Source organism: Stenotrophomonas sp. C3(2023) (assembly GCF_032911385.1).
Taxonomy (GTDB): Bacteria; Pseudomonadota; Gammaproteobacteria; order Xanthomonadales; family Xanthomonadaceae; genus Stenotrophomonas.
Genome location: NZ_JAWJLO010000001.1, coordinates 2,096,827 through 2,112,209 on the forward strand (window position 1 = coordinate 2,096,827; position 15,383 = coordinate 2,112,209).

Annotated in this window: 14 protein-coding genes; 7 read left to right on the forward strand and 7 right to left on the reverse strand. The window is 67.0% G+C overall.

The window, feature by feature from the left end; translation table 11 throughout:
* The first annotated feature begins 64 nt into the window (after positions 1-64).
* The 4 genes from RZA67_RS09225 to RZA67_RS09240 are packed head-to-tail and all read left to right on the forward strand — an operon-like array spanning position 65 to position 3,877.
* Positions 65-835 carry a class I SAM-dependent methyltransferase gene (locus RZA67_RS09225; RefSeq protein ID WP_317212447.1) on the forward strand — a complete coding sequence of 257 codons (771 nt, stop codon included), beginning with the start codon at positions 65-67 and terminating at the stop codon, positions 833-835.
* A gap of 8 nt (positions 836-843) precedes the next feature.
* On the forward strand, positions 844-1,902 hold the full coding sequence (locus RZA67_RS09230) for a quinone-dependent dihydroorotate dehydrogenase (RefSeq protein WP_317212448.1): 1,059 nt from the start codon (positions 844-846) through the stop codon (positions 1,900-1,902).
* Positions 1,899-2,960 carry a UDP-N-acetylmuramate dehydrogenase gene (murB, locus tag RZA67_RS09235; protein ID WP_317212450.1) on the forward strand — a complete coding sequence of 354 codons (1,062 nt, stop codon included), beginning with the start codon at positions 1,899-1,901 and terminating at the stop codon, positions 2,958-2,960. The genes RZA67_RS09230 and murB overlap by 4 nt, the downstream gene beginning before the upstream one ends.
* A 47-nt stretch (positions 2,961-3,007) precedes the next feature.
* The gene (locus RZA67_RS09240) at positions 3,008-3,877 is read left to right on the forward strand and encodes a DMT family transporter (protein ID WP_317212452.1); all 870 of its coding nucleotides are present in this window, start codon (positions 3,008-3,010) and stop codon (positions 3,875-3,877) included.
* Here the strand turns inward: RZA67_RS09240 and RZA67_RS09245 are convergent.
* Complete coding sequence (locus RZA67_RS09245; RefSeq protein WP_317212453.1) at positions 3,860-4,453, reverse strand: hypothetical protein; 594 nt, start codon at positions 4,451-4,453, stop codon at positions 3,860-3,862. The genes RZA67_RS09240 and RZA67_RS09245 overlap by 18 nt on opposite strands.
* Positions 4,454-4,827: 374 nt before the next feature.
* Between RZA67_RS09245 and RZA67_RS09250 the strand changes: the two genes are divergently transcribed.
* Positions 4,828-6,456 carry a tyrosinase family protein gene (locus tag RZA67_RS09250; RefSeq protein ID WP_317212454.1) on the forward strand — a complete coding sequence of 543 codons (1,629 nt, stop codon included), beginning with the start codon at positions 4,828-4,830 and terminating at the stop codon, positions 6,454-6,456.
* A gap of 83 nt (positions 6,457-6,539) precedes the next feature.
* Complete coding sequence (locus RZA67_RS09255; protein ID WP_317212455.1) at positions 6,540-7,982, forward strand: tyrosinase family protein; 1,443 nt, start codon at positions 6,540-6,542, stop codon at positions 7,980-7,982.
* 38 nt (positions 7,983-8,020) lie between these two features.
* On the opposite strand, the gene glyA is transcribed toward RZA67_RS09255, so the two are convergent.
* Genes glyA through RZA67_RS09270 form a run of 3 tightly spaced genes read right to left on the reverse strand, consistent with a single transcriptional unit; the run spans position 8,021 to position 11,392 of the window.
* Positions 8,021-9,292, reverse strand: a complete 1,272-nt coding sequence (gene glyA / locus RZA67_RS09260; RefSeq protein ID WP_317212456.1) for a serine hydroxymethyltransferase — start codon at positions 9,290-9,292, stop codon at positions 8,021-8,023.
* Between the two features lie 49 nt (positions 9,293-9,341).
* Positions 9,342-10,157: a YggS family pyridoxal phosphate-dependent enzyme gene (locus RZA67_RS09265; protein ID WP_317212457.1), complete on the reverse strand. Its 816-nt coding sequence runs from the start codon at positions 10,155-10,157 to the stop codon at positions 9,342-9,344.
* Positions 10,154-11,392 (reverse strand): benzoate/H(+) symporter BenE family transporter, encoded by a 1,239-nt coding sequence (locus tag RZA67_RS09270; RefSeq protein WP_317212458.1) that lies wholly within the window; start codon positions 11,390-11,392, stop codon positions 10,154-10,156. The genes RZA67_RS09265 and RZA67_RS09270 overlap by 4 nt, the downstream gene beginning before the upstream one ends.
* Before the next feature lie 102 nt (positions 11,393-11,494).
* Between RZA67_RS09270 and RZA67_RS09275 the strand changes: the two genes are divergently transcribed.
* On the forward strand, positions 11,495-12,991 hold the full coding sequence (locus tag RZA67_RS09275) for a PLP-dependent aminotransferase family protein (protein WP_317212459.1): 1,497 nt from the start codon (positions 11,495-11,497) through the stop codon (positions 12,989-12,991).
* A gap of 89 nt (positions 12,992-13,080) precedes the next feature.
* On the opposite strand, the gene RZA67_RS09280 is transcribed toward RZA67_RS09275, so the two are convergent.
* The 3 genes from RZA67_RS09280 to guaA form a co-directional block, all read right to left on the reverse strand.
* Entirely contained in the window at positions 13,081-13,344 is a 264-nt protein-coding gene (locus RZA67_RS09280; RefSeq protein WP_317212460.1) for a hypothetical protein, read from the reverse strand.
* A 72-nt stretch (positions 13,345-13,416) separates the two neighbouring features.
* Complete coding sequence (locus RZA67_RS09285; protein WP_317212461.1) at positions 13,417-13,551, reverse strand: hypothetical protein; 135 nt, start codon at positions 13,549-13,551, stop codon at positions 13,417-13,419.
* A gap of 158 nt (positions 13,552-13,709) precedes the next feature.
* Entirely contained in the window at positions 13,710-15,275 is a 1,566-nt protein-coding gene (guaA, locus tag RZA67_RS09290; RefSeq protein ID WP_317212462.1) for a glutamine-hydrolyzing GMP synthase, read from the reverse strand.
* Between the last annotated feature and the right edge of the window lie 108 nt (positions 15,276-15,383).

Sequence of the window (15,383 nt, forward strand, 5' to 3'; positions counted from 1 at the left end):
GGCGTTTGGGCTAAACGGCGCACACCGCCTATCATGTACACACCTGCAGACCTGCGAGGTGTATGTGACCCACCCCGATTCGGCCAGCCGCTTCAGCAACCGGGTTGATGACTATGTGCGCTACCGGCCCGGTTACCCGCCGGCGCTTTGGCAATGGCTGCACGCGCAGCACGGCGAGCCCGTCGACAGCGTGGTGGCCGATATCGGTGCCGGTACCGGCATCTCCAGCCAGGCCTTGCTGCAGGCTGGCCATACGGTCATCGCGGTGGAACCCAACGCCGCCATGCGCCAGGCGGCCGAGCAGTGGCTGACGCCGGACTGGCCACGCTTTGCTGCGGTGGACGGCAATGCCGAAGCCACCGGGCTGGCAGATGCGAGTGTGGGGCTGATCAGCGCGGCCCAGGCTTTCCATTGGTTTGACACCACGGCCATCGTGCCGGAGTGGAAGCGTGTGCTCGCCCCTGGCGGCCGGGTACTGGTCTACTGGAACTCGCGCCTGCTCGATGGCAGTGGGTTCCTGCGTGGCTACGAGCAGCTGCTGCTGGACTACGGCACCGATTATTCGGCCGTGGCCGAGCGCTACCAGAGCGATGCGCAGATGGCCGCGTGGTTCGGCTCGGGCCTGCAGGCCAGTGCGCAGTTCGCCAATGTGCAGCTGCTGGACTTCGACGCGCTGCGTGGTCGCCTGCTCTCCTCTTCCTACGCACCGGTGGCCGGCCAGCCCGGCCATGCCCCGATGCTGGCGGCGCTGCGTGCGCTGTTCGATGCCCAGGCGGTGGACGGCCGGGTTGCCTTTGAATACCAAACCCGTGCGTTTCTCGGCACGCTGGACTGATCTGCCCCATGTACTCGTTCGCCCGCCCCCTGCTGTTCTCGCTCGATGCCGAGCGCGCCCATGAACTGACCCTGCGCAGCCTGGATACCGCCTATCGGCTGGGTACCACGCCGCTGCTGGCCCCGCGCATCGCGCCGCTGCCGACCCGGGCGCTGGGTCTGGAGTTTCCCAATCCGGTGGGTCTGGCTGCCGGGCTGGACAAGAACGGGGCCCACATCGATGCCCTGTTCGCACTGGGCTTCGGCTTTGTGGAGATCGGCACCATCACTCCGCGTCCGCAGGCCGGCAATCCGCGCCCGCGCATGTTCCGCCTGCCTGCCCATCAGGCGGTGATCAACCGCATGGGCTTCAACAACGACGGCGTCGACGTGCTGGTGCGCAATGTCGAGCGCGCGCGCGACCGCCGCGGCGTGCTTGGCATCAACATCGGCAAGAACAAGGACACGCCCAACGAGCAGGCGCTGGATGACTACGTGGCCTGCATGGACAAGGTCTATCCGCTGGCCGACTACATCACCGTCAATATTTCCTCGCCCAACACCGCCGGCCTGCGCGAGCTGCAGGAGGAAAACGCGCTGCGCCAGCTGGTGGCCGGCGTCCGCGAGCGGCAGGAACAGCTCGCCGCCCGCCATGGCCGCCGGGTACCGGTGCTGGTCAAGGTGGCGCCCGACCTGAGCGAGCGCGACATCGATGCCGCTGCACGGGTGCTGGGCGAGCTGCAGGTGGACGGCGTCATCGCCACCAACACCACCATCGACCGCAGCGCCGTGGTCGGCGATCGGCGTGCCAATGAAGCCGGCGGCCTGTCCGGTGCGCCGCTGCTGGACCAGTCCACGGTCGTGCTGCGCCGCCTGCGCGCGCGCCTGCCCGAGGCCGTGCCGCTGATCGGTGTGGGCGGCATCACCTGCGGTGCCGATGCGGTGGCCAAGATGGCCGCCGGTGCTTCGCTGGTGCAGTGCTACAGCGGGCTGGTGTTCCGAGGGCCGGCACTGGTGTCCGAGTGCGTGGAGGCGATCCGTCGACGCCGCGAGGCGCCCAGTGGTGGCGCGGTGGAGCCGTTGCGATGAGCCTGCCGGTAAACGCCCAGGACGGCTGGACCCTGCAGTACGATGCCTCGCTGCAGGCACTGAACACCTTCCACGTGGCCGCCCGCGCCCAGCGGCTGGTGCACGTGCACGACCCGGCCTGCCTGCCCCAGGTGCTGGCACTGCCCGAGGTGGCCGACGGCCCGCTGCTGGTGCTCGGCAGTGGCAGCAACGTGCTGCTGTCCACCGATCAGGTGCCTGGCACGGTGCTGGTGTTTGCCAACACCACCGTGGAGATCATTGAACATCGCCAGGACCACGCGCTGGTGCGCGCCGGCGCCGGGGCGAGTTGGCATGGGCTGGTGGTCGAATCGCTGCAGCAGGGCCTGTCCGGGCTTGAGAACCTGGCGCTGATTCCTGGCACCGTCGGTGCCGCTCCGATCCAGAACATCGGGGCCTACGGCGTGCAGGTCGGTGAGTTCATCCAGACCGTGGAAGCGTGGGATCAGCAGGCTGCCCAATGGGTCCGCCTGGATGCTGAACAGTGTGCGTTTGGCTACCGTGACAGTGTGTTCAAGCAGGAACCGGACCGCTACCTGATCACGGCAGTGGAACTGCGCCTGCCGCTGCTGCATCACCTGCGCATGGACTACGCCGGCATCGCCGAAGAGCTCACTGCGCAGGGCGTGGAGCTGCCCGCCGCAGTGGATGTGGCCAATGCCATCATCGCGATCCGCCGCCGCAAGCTGCCCGATCCGGATGTACTGGGCAATGCCGGCAGCTTCTTCAAAAACCCGCAGTTGCCGCTGGAGCAGGTTGAACTGCTGCAACAGCACTTCCCGCAGCTGCCGGTTTTCCCGGCCGACCGCGAAGACCATCGCAAGCTCTCGGCGGCGTGGATGATCGAGCACTGCGGCTGGAAGGCCTACCGTGAGGGCGACGCCGGCGTGTCACCGGCCCACGCGCTGGTACTGGTGAACCATGGCCAGGCCACTGGCGCCGAGCTGCTGGCCCTGGCCCGGCAGATCTCCGCTTCGGTCCTTGAGACCTTCGGCGTGCCGATCGAACCGGAGCCGCGCCTGATCGGCGCCCAGTGGTGAGCGCCCCGGCAGCACCCCTGAGTCAGCCGGTCCGCGCGGCCTGGCTGATGCTCGGCAGCACCTTTGCCTTTGGCCTGATGGCGGTGGCCATCCGCTTGGCCACCGCGCATGTGCCCACGCAGGAAGTGGCGTTCTTCCGCAATGCCTTTGGTCTGCTGGCGCTGCTGCCCATGCTGCTGCGGCCAGGCCGCGCGCCGCTGCGCACTCGGCAGTTGCCGCAATACCTGCTGCGCAGCGCCATCGGCCTGTGTTCGATGCTCTGCGCATTCTGGGCACTGGGCCACCTGTCACTGGGGCAGGCGGTGTCGCTGTCCTACTCCACGCCCCTGTTTGTGACCATTGCCGCGGTACTGTGGCTGGGTGAGGTGGTGCGCGTACGGCGCTGGGCGGCCGTGGTGATCGGCTTTGTCGGCGTGCTGATCATCGTGCGCCCCGGCACCGCGGGTTTCAGCGCCGGCAGCCTGGTCGCCGTGGCCGCCGCTGTGCTCGGCTCACTGGTCGCCATCCAGATCAAGCAGCTCACCCGCGTGGACAGTGCAGACACGGTGGTGTTCTACACCTATGTGTTCTGGGTGCCGCTGTCGCTGGTGCCGGCCTTGTTCGTCTGGGTCTGGCCCAGTGGCATCGCCTGGCTGTGGCTGGCCGCCACCGGGGTGATGGGGACGGTGGGGCAACTGCTGTGGACGCGCGCGCTGCGGCTGGGCGAGGTCTCGGCCTTGACGCCGATCAGCTTCACCCAGCTGCCACTGGTCACCCTGTTCGGATGGTGGCTGTTTGACGAAACGCTGGACCGCTGGACCGTCATCGGCGCGCTCATCATCCTGTCCAGCAATGCCTATATTGCCCACCGCGAGGCGGTACTGGCCCGGCGTGCCGCCAGCCGGGCCGCGACAGCAGGCTCAGCACCCGGCGAGTGACGCCAGCGGCGCAGCCGTCTGTTCCGCCTCACCCGACCTGGCGGGAGTCACCCGCAACTGCGGCAGCAGCACCGCCAGCCGCTGCACGCCCTGATCGCGGATGGCCTGTGGTTGGAAGCGGGCGCGCGGACCGAGCAACAGCAGCTGCAGTTCCTGCAGCGCGTGCAGCAGCAGGCAGCACTGCTCCCACTGCAGCCAGCGTGGATCATCGGCGCCGCAGCCAAGCGCCTGCATCTCGGCCTGCAGCGCGTCGTGCAGTGCCTCGGCATAGGCATGCCATGGCTTCACATGGGCCAATGCCTGCTGCCATTGCTGCACAAACGCCCCGCCGAACGGGTCGGTGGCAGTCGGCAGCCCTGCCGGCTGGGCGATCCAGCCGCCGACCCGGTCCAGCACCCGCGTATCGGCCGCGCGCAACCGGGGCGGCGAGGCAGCCTGTCCCAGACCAGCACTGGGCCACGGCCCGGCCGCAGGAACCCGTCGGCTTTCCCCCTGGCCGAGCGCGAACAGCGTCCAGTACTGGTCGCGATGACATACCGACGGCTCGCCGCAAAGGCTCGGGTGCGGTTCACGCATCAAAAGCGAGCCTAAAACGTCATTCCGCGCGAACACCTCGTCGCTCACCTGCAGGCACCATTGCCGCCCATCGGTGCTTTCCACCTGATACATGCAACCGGTGTCAGCATGGACTGGCGGGCAATGGACCACCGATCGCGCCCACAGGGCATAGCGCTGGGCGAGCATCTCGGTGACGCGGAGGATTGGTATAGCTTTCATAGCGGTGCTGGCATCGGATTGGTCTGAGTTTCACTATCCCAGAACGGTCGGCTGTCCGTCGCGATCGAGGCCATCCCCGTCATGCGGCGTCCTGTTCCGCGCGAAAGCATCCGTTCGGCGCAGCCTGTTGCGACAACGGCGGGCTGCTCAGTCGACACAGCGACGGCTGGAGGATGGCCGATTCCGAAAGACCGAGCGCGCGGAAAGGCGTCGCGCGGCGCTTCGGACAGCGCCAGCATGTGGCGCGCCTGCCCCTCGCTTCCTGCCATGCCGTCAATGCCTCTTTGCACATCTATGGAAGGCGCCTATCAATGTCGCCGTACCACACGCCAAGAGGCACCTGGATGTTGAATCGTAGAGAGCTGCTCAAAGGGGGCGCACTGACCGTGGCCGTGTTCAATGGCGTTCTGCCCGGCCTGCGCGTGTCTGCGCAAGGGCTGCGGATCCGCCGCGATGTCGCCACGCTCAGCGATGATGACGATACCCTGCGGGCGCTCCGCCAGTTCGTCGCCGAAATGCGCGCACGCCCTGCGGGCAAGCTGCCCAACTGGGCCACGCTGTACTCCATTCACGGCACCCTGACCGACGGATTCAACAAGTGCCCCCACCGCAACTGGTTCTTCCTGCCGTGGCACCGCGCGTACATGGAGATGTACGAAAACCTGGTGATCGATCTGACCGGCTACACGCAGTTCGCGTTGCCCTACTGGAACTGGACAGAGCAGCGCAGCTACCCGGCGTCCTTTACGGCGCCCATAGCCAACGGCCTGCCCAATCCTCTGCAGTCGCCCGCCTCAGGCGATGCCCCCAAGCGCCTGCGCAAGACCCTCGCCCTGACCGACGCGGATGTCGGCCGCGCGCGGATCGTCACGCTGCTGCAGGAACCCAATTTTGAACTGTTCGGCTCCAGCCGGCCGCTGGATGAGCAGGACAATCCCCAGAACAATACCGATCAGGCGTGGCTGACACGGCAGGGCACCTGGGGTGAGTTTGAAACCGCGCCCCACAACCGCGTGCATCTGGCGGTGGGTGGCGCCGAGCCGAATGACACCCAGGGCTACATGGGCTGGGCCGAGTCGGCGCACGATCCGATCTTCATCGTCCACCATACCAACGTGGACCGGCTCTGGACGAGCTGGCGCGGCGTCAATCCGCTCGAGTCGATCTGGCGGGACATGGAGTTCACCAACAACTTCGTCCGCGCCGACGGAAGCCTGTATTCGGTCAAAGTTGCCGATCTGCTCGACAATACCCAGCGCGGCTACGCCTATGACAAGCTCGAAGACGTGGCCGTGCGTCCCGGCGCTGGCGATGCCAGCCGCCTTCTGCTGCCCGCGCCGCTGCCCTCCGGCCAGCGCGTGCGCGCGCTGCCTGCATCGCGCGGCGCCGGGTCGCTGGCCCCGCTCCGCTTCCCGCAGTTGGCGCCCGGCTCTGCATTGGCCTATGCGCTGCGGGCCGGCGATGACGTGTATGCGGTATTGCGTGACATCACCTTGGGTCCGCACGTCGTCGGCGCCAGGGTATTCGTCAACCTGCCAGGCTCGGCGGCAGAAGCCACCACCAGCGCACCGCAGTTCGTCGCTGAGATCGCGTTCATCAGCGGCCATCACCACAGCCCCGAACACGACCGTTTCTCGGTCTCGCTCAATCTCGGTCCGGCTCTGCGCCGCCTGGCCAGCCAGAACCTTCTGATCGACGACGCTCTGAGCCTGCAGATCGTCCCGGTGTTTCCCGAGGACCTGGATCCGCGCAGGCGCGAGGGAACGGTCATGCCGGCAGCCGTTGACATCGGCGTGCCCTGAGCGGGCACACGTGCCCGCACTACCGTGCGGTGCAGCGCTGAAGCGCTGCACCGCACGCCAGGCATACCCGCCCAGGAGTTCCGATGCTCAACCGTAGAGAGCTGATCAAGCGCGGCGCGGTGACCGTGGCCATCTTCAGTGGCGTCCTGCCGGGCCTGCGCGCAGCCGCCGCACCGCCGCGCACCCGGCGCGACATCACCACGCTGCGCGACACCGATGACACGTTGCTCTCACTGCGTCAGTTCATCAAGGACATGCGCGCCCGGCCAGACGACCGCCTGCCCAACTGGAACTCGATCGCCGCCATCCATGGCACCCGTGAGGGCTTCAACCTGTGCCAGCACTTCAACTGGTACTTCCTGCCCTGGCACCGTGCCTACATCGAGATGATCGAGAACATGGTGATGGCCCACACCGGCAACGCCCGCTTTGCGATGCCTTACTGGGACTGGTCAGCATTGCGCACCTATCCCACCGCGTTCACCGCGAGGCTGGCCAATGGCGCGCCCAATCCGCTGGTTTCTCCCGGCGTGGGCGATGACCCCGAGCGCATCCGGTCGCCACGGCTGACGATCACCGACAGCATCGCCGGCACCGCCCGCATCACCTCATTGCTCAGACAGCCATCGTTCGAACTGTTTGCCTCTTCGCGCCCCGTCGATGGCAACGAGGTCTGGCAGAACACGCTTGACCCGCGATGGCTGGGCATGCGCGGGGTCGCGGGCGAATTCGAGAGCAGCCTACACAATGTGCTGCACCTGCTTGCTGGCGGCGCCGCCGGCTTCATGAGCAGCCCCGAGTCCGCCCGCGATCCGCTGTTTCTGGTCCATCACACCAACGTCGACCGCATCTGGGCCAGCTGGCGAGGCCAGAACAGTACCGACCCACTCTGGTCACAGATGCAGTTCAGGAACCACTTCATGCGCATGGATGGCAGCCACTACACCGTGAAGGTGGACGACCTGCTGGACACGACGGGCCGTGGCTACCAGTACGACAGACTGCTTGATGTGAACCTCGCCGGGGCCACGGGGGACGCACGGAGGCTGCTTCAGTCTGCCACCGGACAATTGCCGGACACGCGCGTGCAGGTGGCATCCCCACAACGCGTCGGGCCCGCGGCAGCACTGCGCTTCCCGCGTGCCGCACGCGGCGGTGCGCTCGACCTCGCACTGCGTACCGGCGATGACGTGTATGCCGTGCTGAACGATATCCACCTCAGCGCGCACGTCGTTGGCGTCCGCGTGTTCGTCAACCTTCCTGATACTGCAGACGATGCCTCGCCGGAAGCACCGCAGTTCGTGTCAGAGCTCGGTTTCCTGCCCGGCGGGCATCATGGCGGGGGGGAACACCGCCATTCGGCCTCGGTCAATCTGAGCCCTGCCCTGCGAAGACTGGCGAGTCTGGGGCTGCTGCGTGACGACACGCTCACCCTCAGGCTGGTGCCGGTGTACGCCGAGGGCACCGACCCTGGCACGCAGCCTGGCGAGGTAATACCTGGCGCGGTGACCATCGGCGTGCTGTAGGCCAATGACGTGGGGGCGCCTTGCCAGCGCCCCGCCGCTCAGCCATAGACAGGATGGCGCCGGCACAGTGCCGTCACCTGCGCACGCACCGCATTGCGCACCGCCATGCGCGCATCGTCGTCGTGCTCGAGCGCATCGAGCACATCGCACAGCCAGCCTGCCAGCTGCTGGCACTCGCCCACACCGAAACCGCGCGTGGTTACCGCGGGCGTGCCGATGCGCAGACCCGAGGTGACGAATGGCGAGCGCGGGTCATTGGGGACGCTGTTCTTGTTGGTGGTGATGTACGCCTCGGCCAACGCGGCGTCCGCCTCTTTGCCGGTGTAAGGCCGGGTGGACAGATCAATCAGCATCAGATGATTGTCGGTGCCGCCGGAAACGATCGTGTAGCCGCGCTGCTGCAGCACCTCGGCCATGGCACGGGCATTGGTGACCACCTGGCGCTGGTAGGTCCGGAACCCTGGCTGCAATGCTTCCTTGAAGGCCACCGCCTTGGCGGCGATGACATGCATCAGGGGACCGCCCTGCGTGCCGGGAAACACGGCCGAATCCAGTTTTCGATGGAACGCCTCGCTCTGCCCCTTGGCCAGGATCAGGCCGCCGCGGGGCCCGCGCAGCGTCTTGTGGGTCGTGCTGGTCACCACATGGGCATGCGGGAGCGGATCAGGATATTCACCGGCTGCTACCAGCCCGGCGACATGGGCCATGTCCACCCAGAAGATCGCGCCGACCTCATCGGCGATGGCCCGCATCCGCGCCCAGTCCTTGAAGCGCGAATAGGCCGAGAACCCGCCGATCAGCATCTTCGGCCGCGTGACACGGGCGATGCGCGCCATCTCGTCGTAGTCGATCAGGCCGGTGTCCGGATCGAGGCCATAGGGCACGATCGTGTAGTGCCTGCCGGAGAAGTTGGAGGGATTGCCATGGGTCAGGTGGCCGCCCTGGGCCAGGTTCATGCCCATCACCGTATCGCCCGGTTGGGTAAGGGCGAGAAACACGGCAGCGTTGGCCTGCGCACCGGCGTGCGGCTGGACGTTGGCGTAGTCACAGTCGAACAGGGCCTTGGCGCGCGTGATGGCCAGGCGCTCGGCGACGTCCACGTGCTCGCAGCCGCTGTAGTAGCGCCTGCCAGGGTAGCCCTCCGCGTACTTGTTGGTGAGCAGCGAATCCTGCACCGCCATCACCAGCGGACTGGCGTAGTTCTCCGAGGCGATCAGCTCGACGTGATCCTCCTGGCGTCTGCCTTCGTGCGTGATGGACAGCGCCAGTTCGGGGTCGAAATCCTGCAGGGTCAGCGTGGTGTCATACATGGCAGTGCCTTGAGCATGAAGTGAAAGGGGTCCGACCGGCGCAGCGCGGTCAGCCGGATGAAAGGACGCTGCCGGCTGCATCGGGCCAGTAGTGGCTGTCCGGCAGCGGACGTGCACCGAAGATGGCCTGCCCGACCCGCACCACGGTGGCGCCCTCCTCGATGGCGATCTCGAAGTCACCGGACATGCCCATCGACAGATCATCCAGACTCATTCCGGCGGGCGCGTGTTGCCGCAGCCGGTCGCGCAGCTGGCGCAGTGCGATGAAGCAGCGCCGCACCCGCTCTGCTTCGCTGGAAAAAACCGCCAGGGTCATCAGGCCGCGCACCCGCAGCGCGGGAAAGGCGGGTAACGCATCGATGAAAGCGGGCGCATCCTCCGGTGCAAGACCGTACTTGCTGGCCTCACCAGAGGTGTTGATCTGCACGAACACATCCAGCGAACGCCCCTCGATCTGCAGCCGGCGCTCCAGCGCCTGCGCCACGCGCAGGCTGTCCAGTGCCTGGAACTCGCTGGCAAAGCGCGCCACCTGCTTGGCCTTGTTGGTCTGCAGATGGCCGATGACCGACCACTGCAGGTCGGCCAGATCCTGCATGGCCTCCCACTTGCGCTGCGCTTCCTGCACCTTGTTCTCGCCGAGCATCCGGCAGCCGGCGGCGTGGGCCAGCCGCAGGCTGGCCTCGGGCTTGGTCTTGCTCACCGGCAACAGACGCACCGTTGCCGGGTCACGGTCGACCCGGCGGCAGGCCGCCTCGATACGCGCCTGCACGGCAGCCAGGTTGCGGCGGAAATCATCCACAGTGGTCGCTTCCGGGTAGCGGCCATGCTGGTCGTGGCCGGTCGGAGTATCGAAACTGTGGGTCATGGCTGTGGTTTCCTGTTCAAGGGCGCCGGGGATGCGGCGGACGTCGTGCGCGGCAGCGGCCCATGCAGGACCGCATAGGCGACCAGCCCGATCACCAAGCCCCAGAATGCACCGCCGATGCCAAGCAGGGTGATGTTGGCCGAGGCGGCAAGGAAGGTGATCATCGCCGCTTCGCGGGTTCTCGCCTCGGCCAGTGCACTGGCGAGGCTGCCTCCAATGGTGCCCAGCAACGCCAAGCCGGCCAGGGTGGCAATGAACGTTGTGGGGAATGCCATGAACAAGGACGCCAGCGTGACCCCGAACACGCCGACCAGAATGTAGAACACGCCTGCGGCCACGCCGGCAATCCACCGCCTTGAGGGATCTTCATGGGCCTCCCGGCCGGTGCAGATGGCTGCGGTGATGGCCGCGATGTTGAACGCGTGCGAGCCAAACGGCGCCATCACCAGCGAGCCCAGCCCGGTGAGCGTCACGATGGGATTGGCACTGGTGGTGTAGCCATCATTGCGCAGCACCAGCATGCCCGGCATGTACTGCCCGGTCAGCGTGATCAGAAACAGTGGCAGGGCGACACTGAGCAGTGCGTTGCACGAGAACCCCGGCAGCGTGAACACCGGTGCGGCCAGCGCCAGGCGCACACCGCTCGTATCGAGCCGGCCCTGCACCAGCAGCAGCGCCAGCCCAAGCAGCAGGATGCCCACCACCGCATAGCGCGGCGCAACGCGCTTGAGTGCCAGGTAGGCGACGATCAGAACAGCGGCCAGCACCGGGTCCACGCTCACGCTGGCGAACGCGCCGATGCCGAACTGCAGCAGGATGCCGGCCAGCAGCCCGGCGGTCACGCACGCTGGGATCAATCGGATCACCCGTTCGAACAGACCTGACAGGCCGAGCACCACGAACGCGGCGGCCGAGATCATGTAGGCGCCTACCGCCTCGGCATACGGCGTGGTCGCCAGGGCGGTGACCAGAAACGCGGCCGCCGGCGTGGACCAGGCGGTGATGATCGGCGCCCGTGTCCGCCAGCTCAGCACGATGCCGGTGATGCCCACCCCGATGGAGACGGCCCAGACCCAGGAAGCGGTGAGTTCAGGGCCCAGGCCTGCGCCTCGGGCCGCCTGGAACACCAGGATGAAGGTACCGCCGTAATTGACGATCACGGAAATTAGCCCGGCAATGACCGGATGCAGCAGATCCTTCCAGCCGGTGGAAGCGGTGATGGGGGCACGGGCCATGCGCAACGGAGAACTCCAGACAACGGCGGGCTTTGCGGAACGCATTTATAGCCTCACAATGGCCGGAATAGCCCCTCCACTTTCAGCCAGACCAGCAGACCAATGTTCAAGCACGCGCAACTGGAGTCGGTGAAAGCCGCGCTGGCAGACCCCACGCAGGCAGCGTCGCCGCTGCACCTGCGTGTACAGCGCGCCTTGCGCCAGCTGATCCTGGACGGCGCCCTGAGCGCAGGCAAAGCGGTGCCGGCCTCGCGCGCACTCGCCCGATCGCTGGGGGTGTCGCGCGATACCGTGGAAGCCGCTTACGTCCAGCTGCATGCGGAGGGCTTCATTGATCGGCGCGTCGGCAGCGGCAGCTTTGTTTCCGCACGCGCCGGACGCGCACGCGGACGCAGCACGCCACCTCCTGCCGGCCCGGAGTGCGCGACCGCGCGCTTGAGCCAGCGCGGCAGCGCCCTGCTTGAACGCGGTGGCGTGCGCGACTTTGTCGCCCCGCGCGCATTTGCACCCGGCGTGCCGGAGACGCGCAGTTTTCCCCTGCAGACCTGGGAGCGGTTGCAGCGCCAGGTGGTGAAGGAACACGGCACGCGCGCGCTGCTGCACAGTCCGCCACAGGGCATGGCCCCCCTTCGCCAGGCCATCGCCGACTACGTCAACCTTGAACGCGGTGCCCACGCCACCGCTGATCGGGTCCTGGTGCTGACCAGTTCACAGCAGGCGCTGAGCCTGTGCGCGAACGTACTGCTCGACGCCGGCGAGTCCATCTACATCGAAGATCCCGGCTACCACGGCGCACGCAAGGCATTCCAGGCCGCCGGCCTGCACTGCGTGCCGGTGCCGGTGGACGCACAGGGGCTGGCGGTGGCGCACCTGCTGCAGGCCGGCCGCTCGCCCGGCAGCCGCGCGCGGGCGGTGTTTCTGACCCCCTCGCACCAGTTTCCGACCGGCGTGACGTTGTCGCTGGAGCGCCGGCTGGCGCTCATCGAGTGGGCACGGATACAGCAGGGCTGGATCATCGAGGACGACTACGACAGCGAGTTCCACTACGCCGGCAAGCCTACCGCGTGCGTGCAGGGACTTGATCGCCACGAGCGCACGATCTACATCGGCACGTTCACCAAATCGCTGTTTCCGGGTCTGCGCATCGGCTACATGGTGCTGCCTCCCGCGCTGGTGGCGCCGATGACGGCCGCGCGCACCCTGCTCGACGGCCACAGCGCGCCCATCCCCCAGCTGACGCTGGCGCGCTTCATCGAAGGCGGTCACTTCGGTGCGCATGTGCGCACCATGCGCGCGGTCTACGCGCAGCGGCGCGACACGCTGGCCGCGCTGGTGGACTCGCAGCTGACGGCCTTTCTTGCGCCACAGGTGCCGGCCGGCGGCATGCAGATGCCCTGCACGTTCGTGCGCGCCCTGCCCGAGGCCGAGGCCGTGGACGCGGCGCAACGCGCTGGCATCGACCTGCTCGGCCTGAGCACACTGCATGCCGCCGATGCGCCCGCACCCGGCTTTCTGATGGGCTTTGCGGCCCACGCGCCTCCTGAGCTGGAGGCGGGGGTGGACGTGCTGGGCAAGGTGCTGCGCAGGCTGTCCGCATGAAGCCGCGTGCAGCGCAGCGGCGTCAGGGCGGTGCAGTACCCGTGGACGTGACCGGCACATGCGCCGGCCACGCGTTGACTTCGGTCTCGTCAATTGGCGGGAAAAAGACCGCGTCGGCCGAAGCAGCGGATCGTGTCCACCAGAATCTCCCTGTCGTCTGCCTGGATGTACAGCGGCGCCGTGCTGCCACAGTCCGGTCCCATCGACGAAAGTGCTTCATCGGTCCAGCTGCCCTGCCCTTTCAACCACTGGCCGCACTGCAGGGTCTGATAACCCTGCACCATGTCGTAACGGTCATTGCCGAACTGGCTGGCCCCAAGCCGGCCGATGTGCGTCCAAGGGCTGATGGCCAAGCCCCGGCATGGCAGGCGGTGCAGGCGGGCGCCGGCGGCGGCGACGGTGGCGGCATACGTAACTGGCTGGCCTCACTGGTCGCGCGCAGCCATCGCAGCGACCTGATGATCGGCCTGCGGCAGGTTCAATGCCGCATCAAGCAGCTCATTGGTCAAAGCCAACGCGACCTGGAGCTGTACGCACGCATCGAAGCGGCTGTTGAGCACGCTGCGCGGCACCACCAGACCTGGCCACGCTCGACGCTCTGGAGAGCGCAGGCGTGGGGCGGCTGCCCCACGGCACGGGCGGACTACCGATACCGGCCAGGCCCTGCGGCGCTCCTTCAGGGTTCTGCTGCACCTGACGGCGAGCTGGCCCGATCAGATCACTCCCACTCGATCGTCGCCGGCGGCTTCCCCGAGATGTCATACACCACGCGCGAAACGCCACGCAGCTCGTTGATGATGCGGTTGCTCACCGTGCCGAGGAATTCATACGGCAGGTGCGCCCAGTGCGCGGTCATGAAGTCGATGGTCTCAACCGCACGCAGCGCGATCACCCATTCGTAGGCGCGTGCGTCGCCGACCACGCCAACCGACTTCACCGGCAGGAACACCGCGAACGCCTGGCTGGTCCTGTCATACAGGTCGGCCTTGCGCAGCTCGTCAATGAAGATGGCATCGGCCTTGGCCAGCAGCTCGGCATACTCGCGCTTCACTTCGCCGAGGATGCGCACGCCCAGGCCTGGGCCGGGGAACGGATGGCGGTAGACCATGGTGCGCGGCAGGCCGAGCTCGACGCCGAGGCGACGCACTTCGTCCTTGAACAGCTCGCGCAGCGGCTCAACCAGGCCCAGCTTCATGTGCTCGGGCAGGCCGCCCACGTTGTGGTGGCTCTTGATCACGTGCGCCTTGCCGGTCTTGCTGCCGGCCGACTCGATCACGTCGGGATAGATGGTGCCCTGCGCCAGCCACTTGGCATTGCTGAGCTTGTTCGACTCCTCGTCGAAGATCTCCACGAACAGGTTGCCGATGATCTTGCGCTTGGCTTCCGGGTCGGCCACGCCTTCGAGCGCCTTGAAGTAGCGGTCGGCCGCATTGACCCGCACCACCTTGACGCCCATGTGCTCGGCGAACATCGCCATCACCTGGTCGCCTTCCTGCCAGCGCAGCAGGCCGGTGTCGACAAACACGCAGGTCAGCTTCTCGCCGATGGCCTTGTGCAGCAGCGCGGCCACCACCGAGGAATCGACACCACCGGAGAGGCCGAGGATCACTTCGTCATCGCCGACCTGCGCACGCACGCGCTCGATCTGGTCCTCGATGATGTTGGCGGCCGTCCACAGCGCCTGGCACCCGCACACATCAATCACGAAACGACGCAGCAGGGTCTGGCCCTGCAGGGTGTGGGTCACTTCCGGGTGGAACTGCACGCCGTACCAGCGCTTTTCCTCGTTGGCCATCGCGGCCACCGGAATGCGGTCGGTGGTGGCGGTGATGGTGAAGCCCGGCGGCGCCTTGGAGACATGATCGCCGTGGCTCATCCAGACATTCAGGCGCGGCTCGCCGCCGTGATCGCTCAGGCCGGAGAACAGCGCATCGGGGTTGATCACGTTGACTTCGGCATGGCCGAACTCGCGCTGGTCGGCCGCTTCAGTGGCGCCACCGAGCTGGGCGGCCAGGGTCTGCATGCCGTAGCAGATGCCGAAGATCGGCAGACCGCTGTCGAACACTTCCTGCGGCGCGGCCGGCGCGCCCGGCAGCGTGGTCGACTCGGGGCCACCAGAGAGAATGATGCCCTTGGCACCGAAGGCCGCGATCTCGGCCGGGTCATGATCCCAGGCCCAGATTTCGCAGTACACACCGATCTCGCGGATGCGGCGGGCGATCAGCTGCGTGTACTGCGCGCCGAAATCGAGGATCAGGATCTTGTCGTTGTGGATGTTGGTCATGGCGCCTGGGCGATGCAGGAGAAAAGGGGGTACGACACCCGCGATGCGGGACTTACCGGCGGCAGATGGAGAAAGAGGAACGGGATGATCCCGTTCCTCTCTGCTCGT